This window comes from Streptococcus oralis (assembly GCF_026782235.1).
GTDB lineage: Bacteria > Bacillota > Bacilli > Lactobacillales > Streptococcaceae > Streptococcus > Streptococcus oralis_CC.
Window position 1 is genome coordinate 228956 of the sequence record NZ_JAKUWE010000003.1, and the last position, 20278, is coordinate 249233.

18 protein-coding genes are annotated in these 20278 nt (G+C 40.4%); 15 read left to right on the top strand and 3 right to left on the bottom strand.

Going from position 1 to position 20278, the window contains the following annotated elements:
- Position 1: 1 nt before the first annotated feature.
- The 5 genes from MK396_RS04720 (at position 2) to MK396_RS04740 (ending at position 3256) form a co-directional block, all read left to right on the top strand.
- Positions 2–1327 carry a glycosyltransferase family 4 protein gene (locus MK396_RS04720; protein WP_268723825.1) on the top strand — a complete coding sequence of 442 codons (1326 nt, stop codon included), beginning with the start codon at positions 2–4 and terminating at the stop codon, positions 1325–1327.
- Between the two features lie 20 nt (positions 1328–1347).
- Positions 1348–1536: a PspC domain-containing protein gene (locus MK396_RS04725; RefSeq protein ID WP_000735791.1), complete on the top strand. Its 189-nt coding sequence runs from the start codon at positions 1348–1350 to the stop codon at positions 1534–1536.
- Between the two features lie 30 nt (positions 1537–1566).
- Positions 1567–1701 (top strand): DUF4044 domain-containing protein, encoded by a 135-nt coding sequence (locus MK396_RS04730; protein ID WP_000863851.1) that lies wholly within the window; start codon positions 1567–1569, stop codon positions 1699–1701.
- Between the two features lie 70 nt (positions 1702–1771).
- Positions 1772–3082: a GTPase ObgE gene (obgE, locus tag MK396_RS04735; protein WP_033584114.1), complete on the top strand. Its 1311-nt coding sequence runs from the start codon at positions 1772–1774 to the stop codon at positions 3080–3082.
- A gap of 9 nt (positions 3083–3091) precedes the next feature.
- Positions 3092–3256, top strand: a complete 165-nt coding sequence (locus tag MK396_RS04740; protein WP_000502578.1) for a hypothetical protein — start codon at positions 3092–3094, stop codon at positions 3254–3256.
- Positions 3257–3291: 35 nt separating this feature from the next.
- Here MK396_RS04740 and MK396_RS04745 read toward each other — a convergent pair whose 3' ends face one another.
- A complete protein-coding gene (locus MK396_RS04745) occupies positions 3292–3762 on the bottom strand; it encodes an arginine repressor (protein WP_268723826.1) in 471 nt (156 codons plus the stop codon).
- Between the two features lie 18 nt (positions 3763–3780).
- Positions 3781–6054 (bottom strand): Xaa-Pro dipeptidyl-peptidase, encoded by a 2274-nt coding sequence (locus MK396_RS04750; RefSeq protein ID WP_268723827.1) that lies wholly within the window; start codon positions 6052–6054, stop codon positions 3781–3783.
- A gap of 385 nt (positions 6055–6439) precedes the next feature.
- Between MK396_RS04750 and MK396_RS04755 the strand changes: the two genes are divergently transcribed.
- The 9 genes from MK396_RS04755 (at position 6440) to sdbB (ending at position 17728) form a co-directional block, all read left to right on the top strand.
- Entirely contained in the window at positions 6440–9541 is a 3102-nt protein-coding gene (locus MK396_RS04755; RefSeq protein WP_268723828.1) for a DNA polymerase III subunit alpha, read from the top strand.
- 81 nt (positions 9542–9622) lie between these two features.
- Positions 9623–10630, top strand: coding sequence for a 6-phosphofructokinase (gene pfkA, locus MK396_RS04760; RefSeq protein ID WP_268723829.1), 1008 nt, complete (start codon positions 9623–9625; stop codon positions 10628–10630).
- A 66-nt stretch (positions 10631–10696) separates the two neighbouring features.
- On the top strand, positions 10697–12202 hold the full coding sequence (gene pyk, locus MK396_RS04765; RefSeq protein WP_042902347.1) for a pyruvate kinase: 1506 nt from the start codon (positions 10697–10699) through the stop codon (positions 12200–12202).
- A gap of 160 nt (positions 12203–12362) precedes the next feature.
- Positions 12363–13622, top strand: coding sequence for a UDP-N-acetylglucosamine 1-carboxyvinyltransferase (locus MK396_RS04770; protein WP_268723830.1), 1260 nt, complete (start codon positions 12363–12365; stop codon positions 13620–13622).
- A gap of 15 nt (positions 13623–13637) precedes the next feature.
- Positions 13638–14189, top strand: a complete 552-nt coding sequence (locus MK396_RS04775; RefSeq protein WP_268723831.1) for a GNAT family N-acetyltransferase — start codon at positions 13638–13640, stop codon at positions 14187–14189.
- Positions 14182–15459 carry a CBS-HotDog domain-containing transcription factor SpxR gene (gene spxR, locus MK396_RS04780; protein ID WP_254736028.1) on the top strand — a complete coding sequence of 426 codons (1278 nt, stop codon included), beginning with the start codon at positions 14182–14184 and terminating at the stop codon, positions 15457–15459. Before MK396_RS04775 ends, spxR begins: the two co-directional genes overlap by 8 nt.
- A gap of 15 nt (positions 15460–15474) precedes the next feature.
- Positions 15475–16335 carry a methionyl aminopeptidase gene (locus MK396_RS04785; RefSeq protein ID WP_000631558.1) on the top strand — a complete coding sequence of 287 codons (861 nt, stop codon included), beginning with the start codon at positions 15475–15477 and terminating at the stop codon, positions 16333–16335.
- Positions 16336–16462: 127 nt separating this feature from the next.
- Positions 16463–17170: a thiol-disulfide oxidoreductase-associated membrane protein CcdA2 gene (gene ccdA2, locus MK396_RS04790; RefSeq protein WP_268723832.1), complete on the top strand. Its 708-nt coding sequence runs from the start codon at positions 16463–16465 to the stop codon at positions 17168–17170.
- Positions 17171–17182: 12 nt separating this feature from the next.
- The gene (gene sdbB, locus MK396_RS04795; protein ID WP_254736030.1) at positions 17183–17728 is read left to right on the top strand and encodes a thiol-disulfide oxidoreductase-associated lipoprotein SdbB; all 546 of its coding nucleotides are present in this window, start codon (positions 17183–17185) and stop codon (positions 17726–17728) included.
- 30 nt (positions 17729–17758) lie between these two features.
- On the opposite strand, the gene pbp3 is transcribed toward sdbB, so the two are convergent.
- Positions 17759–18994: a D-alanyl-D-alanine carboxypeptidase PBP3 gene (gene pbp3, locus MK396_RS04800; RefSeq protein WP_254736031.1), complete on the bottom strand. Its 1236-nt coding sequence runs from the start codon at positions 18992–18994 to the stop codon at positions 17759–17761.
- Between the two features lie 103 nt (positions 18995–19097).
- On the opposite strand from pbp3, the gene MK396_RS04805 reads away from it, so the two are divergent.
- Positions 19098–20207 (top strand): AI-2E family transporter, encoded by a 1110-nt coding sequence (locus MK396_RS04805; RefSeq protein WP_254736032.1) that lies wholly within the window; start codon positions 19098–19100, stop codon positions 20205–20207.
- Positions 20208–20278 lie beyond the last annotated feature (71 nt).

Sequence of the window (20278 nt, forward strand, 5' to 3'; positions counted from 1 at the left end):
TATGCGAATTGGTTTATTTACAGACACCTATTTTCCTCAGGTTTCCGGGGTTGCGACCAGTATTCGAACCTTGAAGACAGAGCTTGAGAAGCAAGGCCATGCAGTTTTTATCTTTACAACAACAGATAAAGATGTGAACCGCTACGAGGATTGGCAAATTATTCGAATTCCGAGTGTTCCTTTCTTTGCATTTAAAGATCGACGATTTGCCTATCGAGGTTTTATAAAGGCACTTGAAATCGCCAAGCAGTATCAACTTGATATCATTCATACCCAGACAGAATTTTCACTTGGTTTGTTAGGGATTTGGATTGCGAGAGAATTGAAAATTCCAGTTATTCATACCTACCATACTCAGTACGAAGACTATGTACATTACATTGCTAAGGGGATGTTGATTCGTCCAAGTATGGTAAAATATCTGGTACGTGGTTTCCTTCGTGATGTAGATGGAGTAATCTGTCCTAGTGAGATTGTTCGTGACCTTTTATCTAAATACAAAGTGAAGGTTGAAAAACGTGTCATTCCAACCGGAATTGAGCTAGCTAAGTTTGAACGACCTGAGATTAAAGAGGAAAACTTGCAAGAACTTCGTTCGAAGTTAGGTATTCAGGAAGACGAGAAAATGCTACTGAGCCTTTCGCGTATTTCTTACGAGAAGAATATCCAAGCAGTTCTAGATGCTTTTGCTGAAGTATTGAAAGAAGAGGATAAAGTAAAGCTGGTCGTTGCTGGAGACGGTCCTTATCTGGACAGTCTGAAAGAGCAAGCAGTGAAATTAAACCTGCAAAAACATGTGATTTTTACAGGGATGATTGCTCCAAGTGAGACAGCTTTATACTATAAGGCTGCAGATTTCTTCATTTCAGCCTCTACGAGTGAAACTCAGGGCTTAACCTATCTAGAAAGTTTAGCCAGTGGAACGCCCGTCATTGCTCATGGCAATCCTTATCTTGATAACCTGATCAGTGACAAAATGTTTGGAACCCTCTACTATGGAGAACAGGAGTTAGCAGGGGCCATCCTTGAAGCCTTAATCGCTACTCCGGATATGTCTGAACAAAAGTTGGCGGATAAGTTGTACGAAATTTCGGCTGAAAATTTTGGAAAACGAGTACATGAGTTTTACCTCGATGCCATTATCTCAAATAACTTTGAACATGAATTACATGATGGGAAACCTGTTAGTCAGCGCTTTTTGAAAACGATTTTATATCTACCCCAACAGGCTGTTACAAGCCCAGTAAAAGAGTCTAAGCGTATTTTGCGTGCTTCTCGGAAGCAATTATCCAGCATCAGAGATTATTGGAAAGATGAATTCAAATAATAGAATAAGAGGAAAATATTATGAAAAAATTAATGCGAAGTGGAAAAAATCAAATAATTGGTGGAGTCTGTGCAGGAGTTGCCCATTATTTTGATATTGACCCAACAATTGTTCGTGTTGTTTGGGGTGTTCTTGCATTTTGTTATGGAGCAGGAATCCTTGCTTACATCATTTTATGGGTGGTTGCACCCGTTTCGACAGACTATTAAACTAGAATTATAAAGTGAAAAGGAGAAGTTATGGCTTTTGGAGATAATGGAAAACGTAAAAAAACATTGTTTGAGAAAGTGACACTTGTTGTCGTGCTCATCATGTTGTTTGTAACCCTTGCTGGTATCTTTGCGACAGCACTTGGAGCATTTAGCAGATTCTAAGCAAGCTGCGAGGATAGAAACAATAACTAATGACTGGGTTCTCCCCAGCCTTTTTAAAGTGAGAAGAAATATGAGTATGTTTTTAGATACAGCCAAGATTAAGGTCAAGGCTGGTAATGGTGGCGATGGCATGGTTGCCTTTCGCCGTGAAAAATATGTCCCGAATGGTGGTCCTTGGGGCGGTGATGGTGGACGTGGTGGTAACGTTGTTTTCGTTGTAGACGAAGGTTTGCGCACCTTGATGGATTTCCGCTATAACCGTCATTTCAAGGCTGATTCTGGTGAAAAAGGAATGACCAAAGGGATGCATGGACGTGGTGCAGAAGATCTTCGTGTTCGTGTGCCACAGGGAACTACTGTACGTGATGCAGAAACAGGTAAAGTCATTACAGACTTGATTGCACATGGTCAAGAATTTATCGTGGCTCATGGCGGTCGAGGTGGTCGTGGGAATATCCGTTTTGCCACTCCCAAAAATCCTGCACCTGAAATCTCTGAGAATGGAGAACCAGGTCAAGAACGTGAGTTGCAACTGGAATTGAAAATCTTAGCAGATGTCGGTCTAGTCGGTTTCCCATCTGTCGGCAAGTCAACTTTGCTCAGTGTTATTACTTCAGCTAAGCCTAAAATCGGTGCTTACCACTTTACGACGATTGTCCCTAATTTAGGTATGGTTCGTACGCAGTCAGGTGAATCTTTTGCAGTAGCAGATCTTCCAGGTTTGATTGAAGGGGCTAGTCAAGGTGTTGGTCTTGGAACCCAGTTTCTTCGTCATATTGAACGTACACGAGTTATCCTCCATGTCATCGATATGTCAGCTAGTGAAGGACGTGATCCTTATGAGGACTACCTTGCTATCAATAAGGAATTGGAATCCTACAACCTTCGTCTTATGGAGCGTCCGCAGATTATTGTAGCCAACAAGATGGACATGCCTGAAAGTCAGGAAAATCTTAAAACTTTCAAGGAAAAGTTGGCAGCAAACTACGACGAGTTTGAGGAACTTCCAGCTATCTTCCCTATTTCTGGATTGACCAAGCAAGGTTTGGCAACTCTTTTAGATGCGACAGCTGAATTGTTGGACAAGACTCCAGAATTTCCGATTTATGATGAATCCGATATGGAAGAAGAGGCTTACTACGGCTTTGACGAGGAAGAAAAGGCCTTTGAGATTAGTCGTGATGATGATGCGACATGGGTACTTTCTGGTGAAAAACTCATGAAACTCTTTAACATGACCAACTTTGACCGTGACGAATCAGTTATGAAATTTGCCCGCCAGCTTCGTGGTATGGGGGTTGATGAAGCCCTTCGTGCGCGTGGAGCCAAAGATGGTGATTTGGTTCGCATCGGTAAATTTGAGTTTGAATTTGTAGACTAGGAGATTGATATGGGAGATAAACCGATATCATTCCGAGATGCAGATGGAAATTTTGTTTCTGCAGCAGATGTATGGAATGAAAAGAAACTAGAAGAATTGTTTAATCGTCTCAACCCTAAACGTGCTCTTCGATTAGCACGCACAAAGAAAGAAGAAACACAGTCCAAGAAATAAAAAAATCCCGTGATCTTTTGATCACGGGATTTGTGTTATTCGCCAAAGAAAAATGGTGGTGCGTATTTTTTAAGGCTTTCAAAACAAGCTTGCGCTTTTGTAGCATCTTCACAGATAATCATGCAGACATCATCTCCACAAAGGGTTGCAATGACATCTGGAAAGTCCAAGGAATCAATTACAGATCCAAATGATTGGGCTAAACCAGGTAAAGTTTTCAAAATAATTTGGTGTTGGACAGGACGCAACATAACAAGAGCATCTTCCATATAATTTTCGAGACGTTTTTCCCACTTGGAGATAGAGCCTGTATTTAACACGTAGTAAGAATTATCTTCTTCTCGTACTTTTGAAAGGTTCATGGTTTTGATATCGCGTGATAAGGTTGCCTGTGTAACTTGGATATCGTTTTCGGCTAACAAAGCTTGTAATTCTGCTTGGGTATGGATTTTGTTTTTTGAAACGAGGGCACGAATAAGTTGGTGTCTGTGTTCAGATTTGTTCATAAGTGTTAATAGCTCCTTTTATGAGGGAATAGTAATAGTAGACTGTGCTAAATCAACAGTCAAGCGATAGTCTGTATTATCTCGAATTGTAATCTCAAAGTCTGTTGTGTAGAGCACTAAGCGGAGAATGTCTCCTTCTTTAAGTTTGTAAATAGTTGGTTGAAGCTCTAGCTTGAAGTCCATCCATTCATTTGGTTGAATTTCTTCGATTGTCAAGAGATCATCTCGGTTTTGAAGATTGAGGTAGCCTTTAGTGATGGCACGTTGAGCACTTGGGTTGAATGGCAGTTCACAGAGATTTTCAAGCATATGGTAGCGACCGTTGTCAATGGTTCTAGCACTTAAAACAGCTGGATAAGGCTGTAGGTATTTCTTTTGTCCAAGTTCTAACAGTTGGGCTGATAATAAGCCCTTGTTCGTACTTGATTTGACACGAAGTTTCAGCTCCACTCGCCCATTTAAGTGAATGTCTTGACTTACTGGAAGGTCAATGGTGATCTGATTAGCTTTTCCTTGGTAAAGTTCAGTGTTGAAGGTCTGGTAAGTCTTTCCATAACGATCAAAATCTTTTTGATCATACTGGTTTTGAATCACTTTTTCTTCAGTTCCAAGAGAGAAGGTATGCAGTTCGTCCTGTTTGCCAAAGTTATCAAGTCTCTGCCATGTTTGCGGTGCGATATTGTCCTGCCAGATGACAGTAGGGAGTTGATAGCCTGAGTCAAGTCCTAACAATTTCTTACTCAACAAGGCATTCATGGACTCGCGGAAGTCAATTGACTGCCAGTTGTTCATATAGACATGGGCACCATGATGGAAAAAGAGGTGCTTGTTGATATGAGTTGGAAGGGCATGAAACATCTGGTAAACATGAAGAGGTTTGACGTTCCAATCCTGAGAACCATGCGTAAAGACGACCTCAGCTTGAACCTTGTGAGCATTGAGTAGATAGTTGCGGTCATGCCAAAACTGATTGTAGTCACCAGTCTTGCGATCTAATTGTTTTTTTACCTTCTCTAAGTCTGCCTGATGAACTCCATTACCACGAATATAATCACCAGCTAGGAGGTTACGGGAGTAGGTCAATTCAGCAAGTGAGTCAAAATCCTCACCTGGATAACCACCTGGGCTAGTCACCAAACCATTTTCCCGATAGTAGTTGTACCAAGAGGAAATACCTGCTTCAGCGATGATGACTTCTAAGCCATCAACACCAGTGGTGGCGAGACCATTGGACATGGTACCTAGATAGGAAATACCTGTTGTTGCGACTTTGCCGTTTGACCAGTCAGCCTTGATTTGGCGCTTGCGCGTGTGATCCGTGAAAGCACGGCAACGGCCATTGAGCCAATCAATGACATTTTTATAGGCCTCAATTTGCTGGTAGTCCCCATTGGTCATGAGCCCTTGAGAATCTTTAGTTCCAACACCCGATACATAGAGATTGGCAAATCCTCGTGGGAGGAAGTAGTCGTTGAGGGTGTATGAGCTATTGATATGAGCTAACTTTTCTTCAGCTTCAGAGACGAGTTCAGCTTGGCCGATAGGCTCGACTAAATTCAGCTTAGGCTCCTCAAGCTGAATGGTGTAGGCAGGTTTGACCTCAAGTTCCCCTTCCATTTTGTAGAGAGCTTTATCGCTAGCTTTGACGTTGGTCCCTTGGTGATAAGGGCTGGCAGTCATAACTGAAGGAATTTGTCCATCATAACGCGGGCGAATAATGCTGACCTTGACTAAGTCAGGGAGACCGTCTTTATCAGTATCCACACGACTCTCGACATACACGACTTCACGAATGACATCATGAGTAGAGAAGGTTGCCAAGCTCTTACCGTTAAAGTAGTGGTAGTGACTGTCTTCTGAAATGAGTCCGTCACTAACCAGTTGGTCGATGAGCGTATTTCCTTTTTTAGTTCGCGTATTGAGCAATTGATAAAGATTTTCGATGAGATCTCCATAAACAATAGGAAATTCAGTTTCTTTACGGAATTGTTCGGCGTCCTCAAAGTCAACAAGATAGTTAAAATCTAAAAGTTGAAAAACTACCGTGTAGAAAACATCAGCAGTTAAATCACGCTCTGATTGGAAAAAAGTTAATAGATCTGTTTCGTTATCCGCAGCCAAAGTGGATAAGACATAATCCGTGTTAGAATAAGTGAAAAAACTCCAGCGGATGAAGTCTTCAAATTGCTTTTTTAAGGGCAGATGAGGTGACAATTTCAGACCAAGACTTGCTAATTCATCTAATTGTTGAGAACTAGTGGTCGGAAGATAGCTAAATTGATTAAAACGCATGGTTCTCTCCTTTGAAAACAGACTGAATTTATTATATCAAAAAATAAGGAAAAATGGAATAAATAAACTTTAATGCAAGAAATTTCGTGAAGTGGAATACCTGTTTAGTAAGTTGTTATAAAATGGTGAATAAATACTATAATAAAAAGCCCTTTCTTAAAAATTTTTATATGTGAAATTGCATATAGAGTCCGGCTTTATTATACTTTACTTAGTATAAAAATGTCTAAAATGATATTCAAATCCATCTTATAATATTAAAAATTAAAGGGAAGAGAGACGGAGAGGTTGTAAATGCTGATATTGAAAAGAAAGTGCAGAGTTGCTTCAATATCCAGCTTAAAATGGTATAATAGTAGTAAAACGAAAGCAAGGAGGAGAAGAAATGATTGCACAGCTCGACACCAAGACTGTTTATAGTTTTATGGAAAGTGTGGTTTCGATTGAAAAATATTTACAAATGGCTAAAGAATACGGCTATTCTCACCTTGCTATCATGGATGTGGATAATCTCTATGGAGCCTATCATTTTCTAGAAGCAACTCGTAAGCATAGCATTCAACCTTTAATTGGTTTAGAAATGACCTTGGTCAAAGATGAGGAGAATCTCTCTCTACGTTTTCTAGCCCTATCCACTAAAGGTTATCAAGAGTTGATGAAGTTATCCACTTTAAAAATGACTGGACGGAAAAATTGGTCTGACTTCACCTCCCACCTCGAAGATGTTGCTATTATTGTTCCCTATTTTGAGGGAATCGAACAGTTAGATTTGGGGCACGATTATTTTATCGGTGTCAGTCTAGATACTCCTCAAGAAGTCTTTACTAGACCAATTCTTCCACTCTATCAGGTCAACTCTTTTGAAAAAGAAGATATTCAAGTTTTACAAATCTTATCAGCAGTCAAGGACAATGTCAGTCTGAGAGAAGTGGATCTGCACTCACAACAAGGAATCTTTCTACCAGCCTCAGATTTAGAAGCTCGATTTAAAAATCATTTCCCTCAGGCACTTGCCAATCTTCAAGGTTTGATAGAGAATGTTGATTATCAACTTGATCCAAGTTTAAAACTTCCTCGCTTTAATCCTGAAAGACCAGCGGTCGAAGAACTTAGAGAGAGAGCTGAGCAAGGCTTGAGTGACAAGGGGCTAACCTCAGCTATTTATCATGAGCGACTGAATGAGGAATTAGCTGTGATTCATGATATGGGCTTTGACGACTATTTCCTTGTAGTTTGGGATTTGCTCCGTTTTGGACGTTCCCAAGGATATTATATGGGAATGGGGCGTGGTTCTGCGGTTGGTAGTCTGGTGGCTTACTCACTGGATATTACAGGAATTGACCCGGTTGAGAAGAACTTGATTTTCGAGCGCTTTTTAAATCGTGAGCGCTATACCATGCCCGATATCGATATCGACATCCCTGACCTTTATAGGCCGGAGTTCATTCGCTATGTTCGTGATCGCTATGGTAGTCAACATGTGGCACAGATTGTCACTTATTCGACCTTTGGAGCAAAACAGGCAATTCGTGATGTTTTCAAACGTTATGGTGTCCCTGAGTACGAATTAACAAATATTACGAAAAAAATCAGTTTCCGAGATACGCTAACGACGGCCTATGAAAAGAATTTGCAATTTAGACAGGTCATCAATAGTAAGATCGAATACCAAAAAGCTTTTGAGATTGCTCGAAAGATTGAAGGGTATCCTCGTCAGACCTCTATCCATGCGGCAGGAGTCGTTATGAGTGACCAAGACTTGACGGACTATATTCCTCTAAAATATGGTGAGGATATGCTCATCACCCAGTATGATGCTCATGGTGTTGAAGCCAATGGACTTCTAAAAATGGATTTCCTCGGCTTACGTAACCTGACTTTCGTACAAAAAATGAAAGAATTACTTGCGGAATCAGAGGGCGTTCATCTAAAAATCGAAGAGATTGACCTGGAAGACAAAGAAACTCTGGCCCTCTTTGCTGCTGGAAATACCAAGGGGATTTTCCAATTTGAACAACCTGGCGCCATTCGGCTCTTGAAACGAGTTCAGCCGCAAGTCTTTGAAGAGGTAGTAGCAACGACATCCCTCAATAGACCGGGGGCAAGTGATTATATTGATAATTTTGTCGCTCGTAAGCATGGTAAAGAAAAGGTGACGGTGTTAGACCCTGCCTTAGAAGACATCCTTTCATCAACCTACGGTATTATGCTCTATCAAGAGCAGGTTATGCAGGTAGCTCAACGCTTTGGAGGATTCAGTCTTGGTAAAGCCGACATTCTCAGACGTGCCATGGGTAAGAAAAATGCCAAAGAGATGCATCTGATGAAGGAAGATTTTATCACAGGAGCTATGAAATTGGGGCATACAGAAGAAAAGGCCAACCAAGTTTTTGCAGTGATGGAAAAGTTTGCAGGCTATGGATTTAACCGATCCCACGCTTATGCCTACTCAGCACTGGCATTCCAACTAGCTTATTTCAAGACACACTATCCTGCTATTTTCTTTCAAGTTATGTTGAACTATTCTAGCAGTGATTACATTGTAGATGCATTGCAGATGGGCTTTGAAGTAGCTCCCTTAGCAATCAACAGCATTCCCTATCATGATAAAATTGCTAAGAAGAAAATCTATCTTGGTCTAAAAGCCATTAAGGGAATGCCAAGAGATTTGTCTTACTGGATTATTGAAAATCGTCCTTTCTCAAGCATTGAAGATTTTGTCACACGTCTTCCCAAGAATTACAAGAAATTGTCGCTTTTGACGCCTTTGGTTGAACTAGGACTTTTTGATGAATTTGACAAGAATCGCCAGAAAATCTTAGTGAACCTACCAAACTTATTTGTCTTTGTTGAGGAGTTAGGTGGACTCTTTGCGGATACAAATTATAGTTGGACTGAAGCTGATGATTTTACTGAGGCAGAGAAATTTTACAAAGAGCAGGAACTGATTGGGGTAGGTATCAGTCCCCATCCTCTCCAAACTCTTGCCAAACAAGCCCTATATCCGACCACTCCAATCACTAATCTAACCGAGGGAGCTCAAGCCACTCTCCTAGTTGAAGTGCAAAAGATTAAAGTGATTCGAACCAAGAAAGGCGAGAGTATGGCTTTTCTACAGGTTCATGATAGTAAGTCTCGGATGGATGTAACTGTATTTTCAGACCAATATAGAAAATTTGCTTCCAATTTATCCGAAGGGAAATTTTACTACATCAATGGCAAAGTTCAATCTCGAGATGGTCGTCTGCAAATGATTGCACAAGATTTGAAAGAAGCAGTGGCGGAACGATTCTGGATTCAAGTTAAAAATCATGAAAATGATAAAGAGATTTCAAATATCCTAGAACAATACAAAGGCCCAATCCCTGTCATTATCAGGTATGAAGAGGAAGGAAAAACGGTTGTTTCTACACAACATTTTGTAAGAAAAGATTCTGCTCTAGAGGAAAAATTAGAGGGAATTGCTATGAAAACGATTTATCGCTAAAAATACGGAAAATAGAAGAATTTTCGATTTAAATGTGGTATAATCAGTAAGAATGTTAAAAGAAAAAGGAGCATAAACCAAATGAAACGTATTGCTGTTTTGACCAGTGGTGGAGACGCCCCTGGTATGAATGCTGCCATCCGTGCAGTAGTTCGCCAAGCAATCTCAGAAGGAATGGAAGTTTTTGGTATCTATGATGGGTACGCTGGTATGGTTGCCGGTGAAATTTATCCACTTGATGCTGCTTCAGTAGGAGACATCATTTCTCGTAGTGGTACTTTCCTTCACTCTGCTCGTTACCCTGAGTTTGCACAACTTGAAGGCCAACTTAAAGGGATTGAGCAATTGAAAAAACACGGTATCGAAGGAGTCGTAGTTATCGGTGGAGACGGTTCTTATCACGGAGCTATGCGCTTGACGGAACATGGGTTCCCTGCTATTGGACTTCCAGGTACAATCGATAACGATATCGTAGGGACTGACTTTACAATCGGATTTGATACTGCAGTTACGACTGCAATGGATGCGATTGATAAGATTCGTGATACATCATCAAGTCACCGTCGTACTTTCGTTGTTGAAGTAATGGGACGTAACGCTGGTGATATCGCTCTTTGGGCTGGTATCGCAACTGGTGCTGATGAAATTATCATCCCTGAGGAAGGCTTCAAGATGGAAGATATCGTAGCTAGTATCAAAGCTGGTTATGAGCACGGTAAAAAACACAACATTATCGTTTTGGCAGAAGGTGTTATGTCAGCAGCTGAATTTGGTCAAAAACTAAAAGAAGCAGGAGACACTAGTGACCTTCGTGTAACAGAACTTGGTCACATCCAACGTGGTGGATCACCAACTGCGCGTGACCGTGTATTGGCATCACGTATGGGGGCACACGCTGTTAAACTCCTTAAACAAGGAATCGGTGGTGTCGCTGTTGGTATCCGTAACGAAAAAATGGTTGAGAATCCAATCCTTGGTACAGCAGAAGAAGGAGCTTTGTTTAGCTTAACTGCAGAAGGTAAGATTATTGTTAACAACCCTCATAAAGCTGATCTTGAACTTTCTGCTTTGAACAAGAGCTTGTCCTAATCAACTTTCATTAATTTGGTAACATGACCATAAAAGGTCGAATTATATAAAGGAGTCACAAAAATCATGAACAAACGTGTAAAAATCGTTGCAACTTTAGGTCCTGCGGTTGAAATCCGTGGTGGTAAAAAATTCGGTGAAGACGGATACTGGGGTGAAAAACTTGACGTTGAAGCTTCAGCTCAAAATATTGCTAAATTGATTGAAGCAGGAGCAAACACTTTCCGTTTCAACTTCTCACACGGTGACCACCAAGAACAAGGTGAGCGTATGGCAACTGTTAAACTTGCTGAAAAACTTGCAGGTAAAAAAGTTGGTTTCCTTCTTGATACTAAAGGACCTGAAATCCGTACAGAATTGTTTGAAGGTGACGCAAAAGAGTACTCATACAAAACTGGTGAAAAAATCCGTGTTGCAACTAAACAAGGAATCAAATCAACTCGTGATGTGATTGCTTTGAACGTTGCTGGTGCCCTTGATATCTACGATGATGTTGAAGTTGGTCACCAAGTTTTGGTTGACGATGGTAAATTGGGTCTTCGTGTTTTCGCAAAAGACGATGCAACTCGTGAATTTGAAGTAGTCGTTGAAAATGACGGTATCATTGCTAAGCAGAAAGGTGTAAACATTCCTAACACTAAAATTCCTTTCCCAGCACTTGCTGAACGTGATAACGATGATATCCGTTTCGGTTTGGAACAAGGTATCAACTTCATCGCGATTTCATTCGTACGTACTGCAAAAGACGTCGACGAAGTTCGTGCAATCTGTGAAGAAACTGGTAATGGTCACGTTCAATTGTTTGCAAAAATCGAAAACCAACAAGGTATCGATAACTTGGATGAAATCATTGAAGCTGCTGACGGTATCATGATCGCTCGTGGTGACATGGGTATCGAAGTACCATTCGAAATGGTTCCAGTTTATCAAAAAATGATCATCACTAAAGTGAACGCAGCAGGTAAAGTTGTTATCACAGCAACAAACATGCTTGAAACAATGACTGAAAAACCACGTGCAACTCGTTCAGAAGTATCAGACGTATTTAACGCTGTTATCGACGGAACTGACGCTACAATGCTTTCAGGTGAGTCTGCAAACGGTAAATACCCACTTGAGTCAGTAACAACAATGGCTACAATTGACAAGAACGCACAAACTCTTCTTAACGAATACGGACGTTTGAACTCAGATACTTTCGAACGTAACTCTAAGACAGAAGTTATGGCTTCAGCTGTTAAAGATGCTACAAACTCAATGAACATCAAATTGGTTGTTACCCTTACTAAGACTGGTCACACAGCTCGTTTGATTTCTAAATACCGTCCAAATGCTGATATCTTGGCATTGACATTCGACGAATTGACAGAGCGTGGATTGATGTTGAACTGGGGTGTTATCCCAATGTTGACTGAAGCTCCATCATCAACTGATGATATGTTCGAAATCGCTGAACGTAAAGCAGTTGAAGCAGGCCTTGTAGAATCTGGTGACGATATTGTTATCGTTGCAGGTGTGCCACTTGGCGAAGCTGTTCGTACAAACACAATGCGTATCCGTACAGTACGTTAATCTAACACAAAAACCTATCATTTCAGGCTGAAAAGCTTGAGTGATAGGTCTTTTTTTATCAAAATGAGATGGTATTTAGTAAATAGGAATGGGAAAAAACTGAAAATTATGGTATAATAGAATGAAAAGACCTTTTTAGTAAATTTTGAAAGAGTAAAACATGAGAAAAATTGTCATCAATGGTGGACGTCCATTGCAAGGTGAGATCACCATTAGTGGTGCTAAAAATAGTGTTGTAGCGCTTATTCCAGCTATTATCTTATCAGATGATATTGTCACTTTAGATTGTGTTCCAGATATTTCAGACGTTGCTAGTCTTGTCGAAATTATGGAGATTATGGGGGCGACTGTTAAGCGTTATGAGGATGTTTTGGAGATTGATCCAAGAGGTGTTCAAAACATTCCGATGCCTTATGGCAAGATTAATAGCTTGCGTGCTTCTTATTATTTCTACGGAAGTCTTTTAGGTCGCTTTGGTGAAGCTACAGTTGGACTTCCTGGTGGATGTGATTTGGGGCCTCGTCCGATTGACCTTCACTTAAAAGCCTTTGAAGCCATGGGTGCTAAGGTCAGCTATGAGGGAGATAATATGAATTTATCTGCTCAAGGTAAGGGACTTCATGGCGCAAGTATTTACATGGATACCGTCAGCGTTGGAGCAACGATTAACACCATGATTGCTGCGGTTAAAGCTAAGGGACGCACTGTCATTGAAAATGCGGCTCGTGAACCCGAAATTATCGATGTTGCTACCCTTTTGAACAACATGGGAGCCCATATTCGTGGTGCTGGGACTGATATTATCATTATTGATGGTGTCGAGAAACTTCATGGGACTCGTCACCAAGTCATTCCAGACCGTATCGAAGCTGGAACCTATATTTCACTTGCTGCAGCGGTAGGAAAAGGAATTCGTATTATCAACGTTCTCTATGAACACTTAGAAGGCTTTATCGCCAAACTAGAGGAAATGGGCGTTCGTATGACGGTCTCAGAAGACAGCATCTTCGTTGAAGAACAGTCCGATTTGAAGGCTATCAATATCAAAACAGCTCCCTATCCAGGGTTCGCAACCGATTTGCAACAGCCCATCACGCCACTTTTACTAACTGCCCAAGGTCGTGGAACCATCATTGATACGATTTATGAGAAACGTGTTAATCATGTCTTTGAGTTAGCAAAAATGGATGCGGATATTACGACTACAAACGATCACATTATTTACAACGGTGGTCGTAGATTACACGGGGCAAGCGTAAAAGCCACAGACTTGCGAGCTGGTGCAGCACTTGTTATTGCTGGTTTGATGGCTGAAGGTAAAACTGAAATTACAAATATTGAGTTTATCCTGCGAGGCTACTCAGATATTATTGAGAAATTGCGTAGTCTTGGAGCGGATATTACACTCGTTGAAGACTAAACCGTTGAGGTGATTATGAATATTTGGACCAAATTAGCAATGTTTTCTTTTTTTGAAACGGAGCGCTTGTATTTGCGTCCTTTCTTTTTTAGTGACAGTCAAGCATTTTACGAGATTGCTTCCAATCCTGAAAATTTGCAGTTTATTTTTCCCAGTCAATCAAGTTTAGAAGAAAGTCAATACGCGCTTGCCAACTATTTTATGAAGACTCCTCTAGGTGTTTGGGCTATTTGTCTCCAAGGAAATCAGAAAATGATTGGCTCCATTAAATTTGAAAAGATTGATGAAATCAAAAAAGAAGCAGAAATTGGTTATTTTTTAAAAAAGGATTCTTGGTCACAAGGTTATATGACAGAAGTAGTTACCAAGCTTTGTCAGCTTTCCTTTGAAGAATTTGGTTTAAAACAATTATCCATCATCACTCATCTGGAGAATCAAGCTAGTCAAAAAGTAGCCTTAAAATCAGGCTTTAGTCTCTTCCGACAGTTTAAGGGGAGCGACCGCTATACACGAAAAATGAGGGACTATCTTGAATTTCGATATATAAAAGGAGAATTCAATGAGTAAACACCAGGAAATTTTGTCCTATCTGGAAGAGTTGCCAATTGGGAAAAGAGTTAGTGTTCGCAGTATCTCTAATCACCTGGGTGTTAGTGATGGAACCGCCTACCGAGCTATCAAAGAAGCTGAAAATCGTGGCATCGTTGAAACTCGGCCACGTAGTGGAACCATACGAGTTAAGCCAAAGAAAGTGGCTATTGAACGGCTAACCTATGCTGAAATCGCTGAAGTCACCTCCTCTGAGGTTTTAGCCGGTCAGGAAGGGCTGGAGAGAGAGTTTAGCAAATTTTCCATTGGGGCCATGACAGAGCAGAATATCCGATCCTATCTCCATGATGGTGGTCTTGTGATCGTAGGTGACCGTACTCGTATTCAACTTCTAGCCTTGGAAAATGAAAATGCGGTCCTCGTGACAGGTGGTTTCTATGTTCAGGACGATGTTCTTGAGTTGGCCAATAAAAAAGGGATTCCAGTTCTAAGAAGTAAAGATGACACTTTTACAGTAGCGACCATGATTAACAAAGCCCTCTCAAACGTTCAAATCAAAACCGATATTCTGACAGTTGAAAAGCTCTATCGCCCCAGTCATGAGTATGGTTTTTTGAGAGAAACCGATACAGTCAAAGATTATCTAGACTTGGTTCGTAAGAACAGAAGTAGCCGTTTTCCAGTCGTTAACCAACACCAAGTGGTTGTTGGGGTTGTTACTATGCGTGACGCAGGAGACAAGTCTCCCAGCACGACGATTGACAAGGTGATGACGCGCAGTATCTTCGTAACAGGGTTAGCGACGAATATTGCCAATGTCAGTCAACGAATGATTGCAGAAGACTTTGAGATGGTTCCGGTAGTTAGAAGCAACCAAACCCTACTCGGTGTCGTAACACGACGAGATGTCATGGAAAAGATGAGCCGTTCCCAAGTTTCTGCTTTGCCGACTTTCTCAGAGCAAATCGGGCAAAAACTGTCTTATCATCATGATGAAGTCGTCATAACTGTTGAGCCCTTCATGTTGGAGAAAAATGGTGTCCTTGCTAATGGAGTCTTGGCTGAAATCCTCAACCATATGACCCAAGACCTCGTTGTGAATAGCGGACGTAATCTCATCATTGAACAGATGTTGATTTATTTCTTGCAGGCTGTACAGATAGATGATATTTTGCGGATTCAGGCTCGGATTATTCACCACACGAGACGCTCAGCTATTATTGATTATGATATTTATCATGGTCATCAGATTGTTTCAAAAGCAAATGTTACAGTTAAAATTAATTAGAATCTAGGAGAAAAAATGATAACTTTAAAATCAGCACGTGAAATCGAAGCCATGGACAAGGCTGGTGATTTCCTAGCAAGTATCCATATCGGCTTACGTGATTTGATTAAGCCAGGCGTAGATATGTGGGAAGTCGAAGAGTACGTTCGTCGACGTTGTAAAGAGGAAAATTTCCTTCCTCTACAGATTGGCGTGGATGGCGCAGTCATGGATTACCCCTATGCCACTTGTTGCTCTCTCAACGACGAAGTTGCTCATGCTTTTCCACGTCATTACATCTTGAAAGATGGAGACTTGCTCAAAGTTGATATGGTTTTAGGTGGTCCGATTGCCAAATCCGACCTCAATGTATCTAAACTCAACTTCAACAATGTTGAGCAAATGAAAAAATACACCCAAAGTTATACTGGTGGTTTAGCTGACTCATGTTGGGCTTATGCGGTTGGTACACCGTCTGAAGAAGTGAAAAACCTGATGGATGTGACCAAGGAAGCTATGTATAAAGGGATTGAGCAAGCAGTTGTCGGCAATCGTATCGGTGATATTGGTGCAGCCATTCAAGAATACGCTGAAAGTCGCGGTTACGGTGTCGTTCGTGATTTGGTTGGTCATGGTGTTGGTCCAACTATGCACGAAGAGCCAATGGTTCCTAACTACGGTATTGCAGGGCGTGGACTCCGTCTCCGTGAAGGAATGGTACTAACCATTGAACCCATGATTAATACTGGTGACTGGGAAATTGATACAGATATGAAGACTGGCTGGGCTCATAAGACTATAGATGGCGGCCTGTCTTGCCAATATGAACACCAGTTCGTGATTACCAAAGACGGTCCAGTTATCTTGACTAGCCAAGGCGAAGAAGGAACGTATTAAAAAAAAGGGAGCTTAGCTCCTTTTTTTGTGTCAAATTTTATCAAAATAAATAAGCGTAGCAGACTTCTTACAAATTTATTCTTTTGTAGTAAAATAGGATTAGAATTTTGAGAAAGTAGGTAATTCGTTGGAGTCGATTATATTTCTAGTATCCGTTTTTTTAGCAGGTATCCTGTCCTTCTTTTCACCCTGTATCTTTCCTTTGCTACCTGTCTATGCTGGTATTTTACTGGATGATCAGGGGAATTCGAAAAGCTTTCGCTTTTTTGGAAGAGACGTTGCATGGTCTGGTTTAATTCGAACCTTGTGCTTTATTGCAGGAATCTCCCTCATTTTCTTTATTTTAGGATTTGGAGCTGGATTCCTAGGGCACATGCTCTATGCAGACTGGTTTCGTTATGCTATGGGAATAGTCATTATTCTTTTAGGGCTTCACCAGATGGAAATTTTGCATTTCAATAAACTGGAAGTTCAAAAGACAGTCACCTTCAAAAAATCACAGTCGAATCACTATCTGTCAGCCTTCTTGCTTGGGATAACCTTTAGTTTTGGTTGGACCCCTTGCATCGGACCGGTTTTAAGTTCGGTCTTGGCACTTGCAGCTTCAGGAGGCAATGGTGCTTGGCAAGGAGCTGTGTTAACATTAGTATATACATTGGGAATGGCCCTTCCTTTCATTGTTTTGGCCTTGGCTTCGGGCTGGATTATGCCCTATTTTAGTAAATTAAAACCCCATATGATTCTACTAAAGAAAATCGGGGGAGCTTTGATTGTTTTGATGGGATTATTATTAATGCTAGGGCAGTTAAATGCCTTGTCAGGAATTCTTGGATAAAAGGAGAAAAAGATGAAAAAAATTATTTTTACAGGATTGAGCCTCATGTCTCTATTCTTGTTGATTGCCTGTGGTGAAAAAGAAACCAAACAGACAAGCAGTCCAAAACAACCCGCTGTACAACAAATCGCAGTCGGTAAGGATGCGCCAGACTTCACCTTGCAGTCTATGGATGGCAAGGAAGTGAAGCTATCGGACTACAAAGGGAAAAAAGTCTATTTGAAATTCTGGGCTTCTTGGTGTGGACCATGTAAAAAAAGCATGCCTGAGTTGATGGAATTAGCTGCCAAACAGGATCGAGACTTTGAAATCTTGAGTGTCATTGCACCAGGTCTACAAGGTGAAAAAACAGTTCAAGACTTTCCAAAATGGTACCAAGAACAAGGTTACAAGGATATTCCAGTTTTATATGATACGCAAGCAACTACCTTCCAAGCCTACCAAATTCGTAGTATTCCAACGGAATACTTGATTGACAGTCAAGGTAAAATTGGAAAAATTCAGTTCGGTGCGATTAGCAATGCAGATGCAGAAGCGGCTTTTAAAGAAATGAAATAAAGAAAAAGTCGCGAAGAAAATCGCGATTTTTTATAGCTTCTCATTGATAAAGCGGATAAAACGATTCCACCAAACCTTTAAAAAGAAGGCTTTTTCTACTTTCTTTTCAGCGACCATTTCAAAAGATGGTTTTTCTAAAGTGAGGTAGCCTTGACCGACCAAATCCTGATCGTCATAGGTTAGAGTACCGACAACCTTGCCTTCTTCCAGTGGAGCTATTTCTGATTTTGATGTGAATTGAAGAGCTGATGTTGTTTCACTTCCAACTCGTTGGACGATTGCAATATCTGACTTAGCAATTGCAGCTACCTTATCTTCTTTCCCATCAAGGACTGTCACTTTGCTATCTTTATAGGTTTCGCCTTTCTGAACGACAGTTTTTAAAGCAAAGTTCGCAGAAACATAATCTAAAAGTGAAGAAGTTGCAGTAAAACGTGCATAAGGGTTGCTATCTTGCTGGTCTGCATTTAAAACAACCGTAATGATACGCATCCCTTTCTCAACAGTTGTTCCAACGAAAGAAGCACCGGCTTTGTCGGTAGTACCTGTTTTCAAACCGTCGACACCACCACGATAGGCTGGCATTCCTTCCAACATATAGTTGGTTGAGTGGATTTCAAGTCCTGCAAAGGTAGAAGTTGGCTTTTTGGTGATTTCCAAAACTTGAGGATAATCTCGTATGAGGTTACGAGCGACGATTGCAACGTCGTAGGCACTCAACTTGTTTTCATCATCTTTTTTAGAACCTGGATAGATATTATCGCCAAGGGTCTCATTATTTAAACCAGTTGTGTTTACAATTGTTGCATCTTGGATTCCCCATTCAAGAAGTTTAGCCCTCATTTTGTCTACAAAGTCTTTTTCAGAACCAGCAATCTTTTCTGCTAGCGCAATCGCAGCGCTGTTTGCACTGGATACCATTGTAGCCTCTAATAGTTGTTCAACAGTATAATTTCGAGCTTCCATAGGGACGTTACTCGCCTCAGAATTAGTTGTAAGTTTGTAAGGATAGTCCGAAATATCAACAGGTGTAGATAGGCTGATAGTTCCTTGTTCCAGAGCTTCATAGACCAAATAAACTGTAACAAGTTTGGTAATAGAAGCAATTTCTACAGGCTGATTTGCATCTTTTTCGTAGAGGATTTTTCCAGTTGTAGCCTCGACAGCAATGGCATGTTTAGCAGCAACATCAAACTCCTGAGCAGAAACAGTAGAAACTGTTCCAAAAACAAAAAGTATTATAAAAGATAGAATTATTTTTTTCATATTAGCTTTATTTTATCATAAAGAAAAAAAATATTCTCGATTTTATACTAAAGCCATCTTATCTTTTGAAGAAATATGATAAAATAAATAGAGGAGGATGCCTATGTTCCGTAGAAACAAATTATTTTTTTGGACAGCTGAAATTTTATTATTAACACTGATTTTCTATCTTTGGAGAGAGATGGGAGCGATTATTACTCCTTTCGTGACGGTTGTGAATACCATCATGATTCCATTTTTGCTTGGTGGATTTTTTTACTACATTACCAATCCAATCGTTACCTTTTTGGAAAAGAGATGTAAGATTAATCGTCTAATTGGTGTCTTGGTCACTCTCTGTGCTTTAATTGGTGCCATCGTTGTAGGGGTCGTCTATCTCTTGCCGATTCTGATTAATCAGTTGACTAGCTTGATTATTTCTAGTCAAAACATCTATAGTAGATTGCAAGACTTGGTTATTGATTTGTCGATGAACCCTATTTTCCAGAATATCGATATTCAACAAACAATTCAACAGTTAAATCTCTCCTATGTGGATATCCTCCAGAATATCCTGAATAGCGTCAGCAATAGTTTAGGAAGTGTTCTTTCAGCCTTGTTTAGTACAGTTCTGATTCTCATTATGACCCCTGTATTCTTGATTTATTTCTTGTTGGATGGTCATAAGTTGCTACCAATGTTGGAACGAACTGTCTTAAAACATGACAAATTAAATCTCTCTAGCCTCTTAACCAATCTCAATGCAACTATAGCGCGCTACATCAGTGGAATTGCAATTGATGCCGTTATTATCGGATGTTTAGCCTATATTGGTTATAGCGTTATCGGATTAAAGTACGCTCTTGTTTTTGCTATTTTCTCTGGAATCGCAAATTTGATTCCTTATGTTGGTCCAAGTATTGGCTTGATTCCGATGGTGATTGCGAATGTGTTCACGGATCCTCATCGTATGTTGATTGCGGTTGCTTATATGCTTATTATTCAACAGATTGATGGAAATGTTCTCTATCCACGTATCGTTGGAGGGGTTATGAAAGTGCATCCAATTACGATTTTGGTGCTCCTCTTACTGTCAAGTAATATCTACGGCGTCATAGGGATGATTGTAGCAGTGCCAACCTACTCTATTCTCAAAGAAATCACTAAGTTCTTGGCGAAATTATATGAAAATCATAAGGAAGCTAAAGAACTGGAAAAATCAGAATCCATTTAGAATCAGGGGAACCTGATTTTTTTGTGAGCATAATACCGCTAGAAGGAAATAAGCTTGAATTGTATAAAGAA

What these genes read in the sequence shown, in the direction of transcription:
- MK396_RS04720 (WP_268723825.1), top strand. Translation starts at nt 2, where the DNA reads ATGCGAATTGGTTTATTTACAGACACCTATTTTCCTCAGGTTTCCGGG.
- MK396_RS04725 (WP_000735791.1), top strand. Translation starts at nt 1,348, where the DNA reads ATGAAAAAATTAATGCGAAGTGGAAAAAATCAAATAATTGGTGGAGTC.
- MK396_RS04730 (WP_000863851.1), top strand. Translation starts at nt 1,567, where the DNA reads ATGGCTTTTGGAGATAATGGAAAACGTAAAAAAACATTGTTTGAGAAA.
- obgE (WP_033584114.1), top strand. Translation starts at nt 1,772, where the DNA reads ATGAGTATGTTTTTAGATACAGCCAAGATTAAGGTCAAGGCTGGTAAT.
- MK396_RS04740 (WP_000502578.1), top strand. Translation starts at nt 3,092, where the DNA reads ATGGGAGATAAACCGATATCATTCCGAGATGCAGATGGAAATTTTGTT.
- MK396_RS04745 (WP_268723826.1), bottom strand. Translation starts at nt 3,762, where the DNA reads ATGAACAAATCTGAACACAGACACCAACTTATTCGTGCCCTCGTTTCA.
- MK396_RS04750 (WP_268723827.1), bottom strand. Translation starts at nt 6,054, where the DNA reads ATGCGTTTTAATCAATTTAGCTATCTTCCGACCACTAGTTCTCAACAA.
- MK396_RS04755 (WP_268723828.1), top strand. Translation starts at nt 6,440, where the DNA reads ATGATTGCACAGCTCGACACCAAGACTGTTTATAGTTTTATGGAAAGT.
- pfkA (WP_268723829.1), top strand. Translation starts at nt 9,623, where the DNA reads ATGAAACGTATTGCTGTTTTGACCAGTGGTGGAGACGCCCCTGGTATG.
- pyk (WP_042902347.1), top strand. Translation starts at nt 10,697, where the DNA reads ATGAACAAACGTGTAAAAATCGTTGCAACTTTAGGTCCTGCGGTTGAA.
- MK396_RS04770 (WP_268723830.1), top strand. Translation starts at nt 12,363, where the DNA reads ATGAGAAAAATTGTCATCAATGGTGGACGTCCATTGCAAGGTGAGATC.
- MK396_RS04775 (WP_268723831.1), top strand. Translation starts at nt 13,638, where the DNA reads ATGAATATTTGGACCAAATTAGCAATGTTTTCTTTTTTTGAAACGGAG.
- spxR (WP_254736028.1), top strand. Translation starts at nt 14,182, where the DNA reads ATGAGTAAACACCAGGAAATTTTGTCCTATCTGGAAGAGTTGCCAATT.
- MK396_RS04785 (WP_000631558.1), top strand. Translation starts at nt 15,475, where the DNA reads ATGATAACTTTAAAATCAGCACGTGAAATCGAAGCCATGGACAAGGCT.
- sdbB (WP_254736030.1), top strand. Translation starts at nt 17,183, where the DNA reads ATGAAAAAAATTATTTTTACAGGATTGAGCCTCATGTCTCTATTCTTG.
- pbp3 (WP_254736031.1), bottom strand. Translation starts at nt 18,994, where the DNA reads ATGAAAAAAATAATTCTATCTTTTATAATACTTTTTGTTTTTGGAACA.
- MK396_RS04805 (WP_254736032.1), top strand. Translation starts at nt 19,098, where the DNA reads ATGTTCCGTAGAAACAAATTATTTTTTTGGACAGCTGAAATTTTATTA.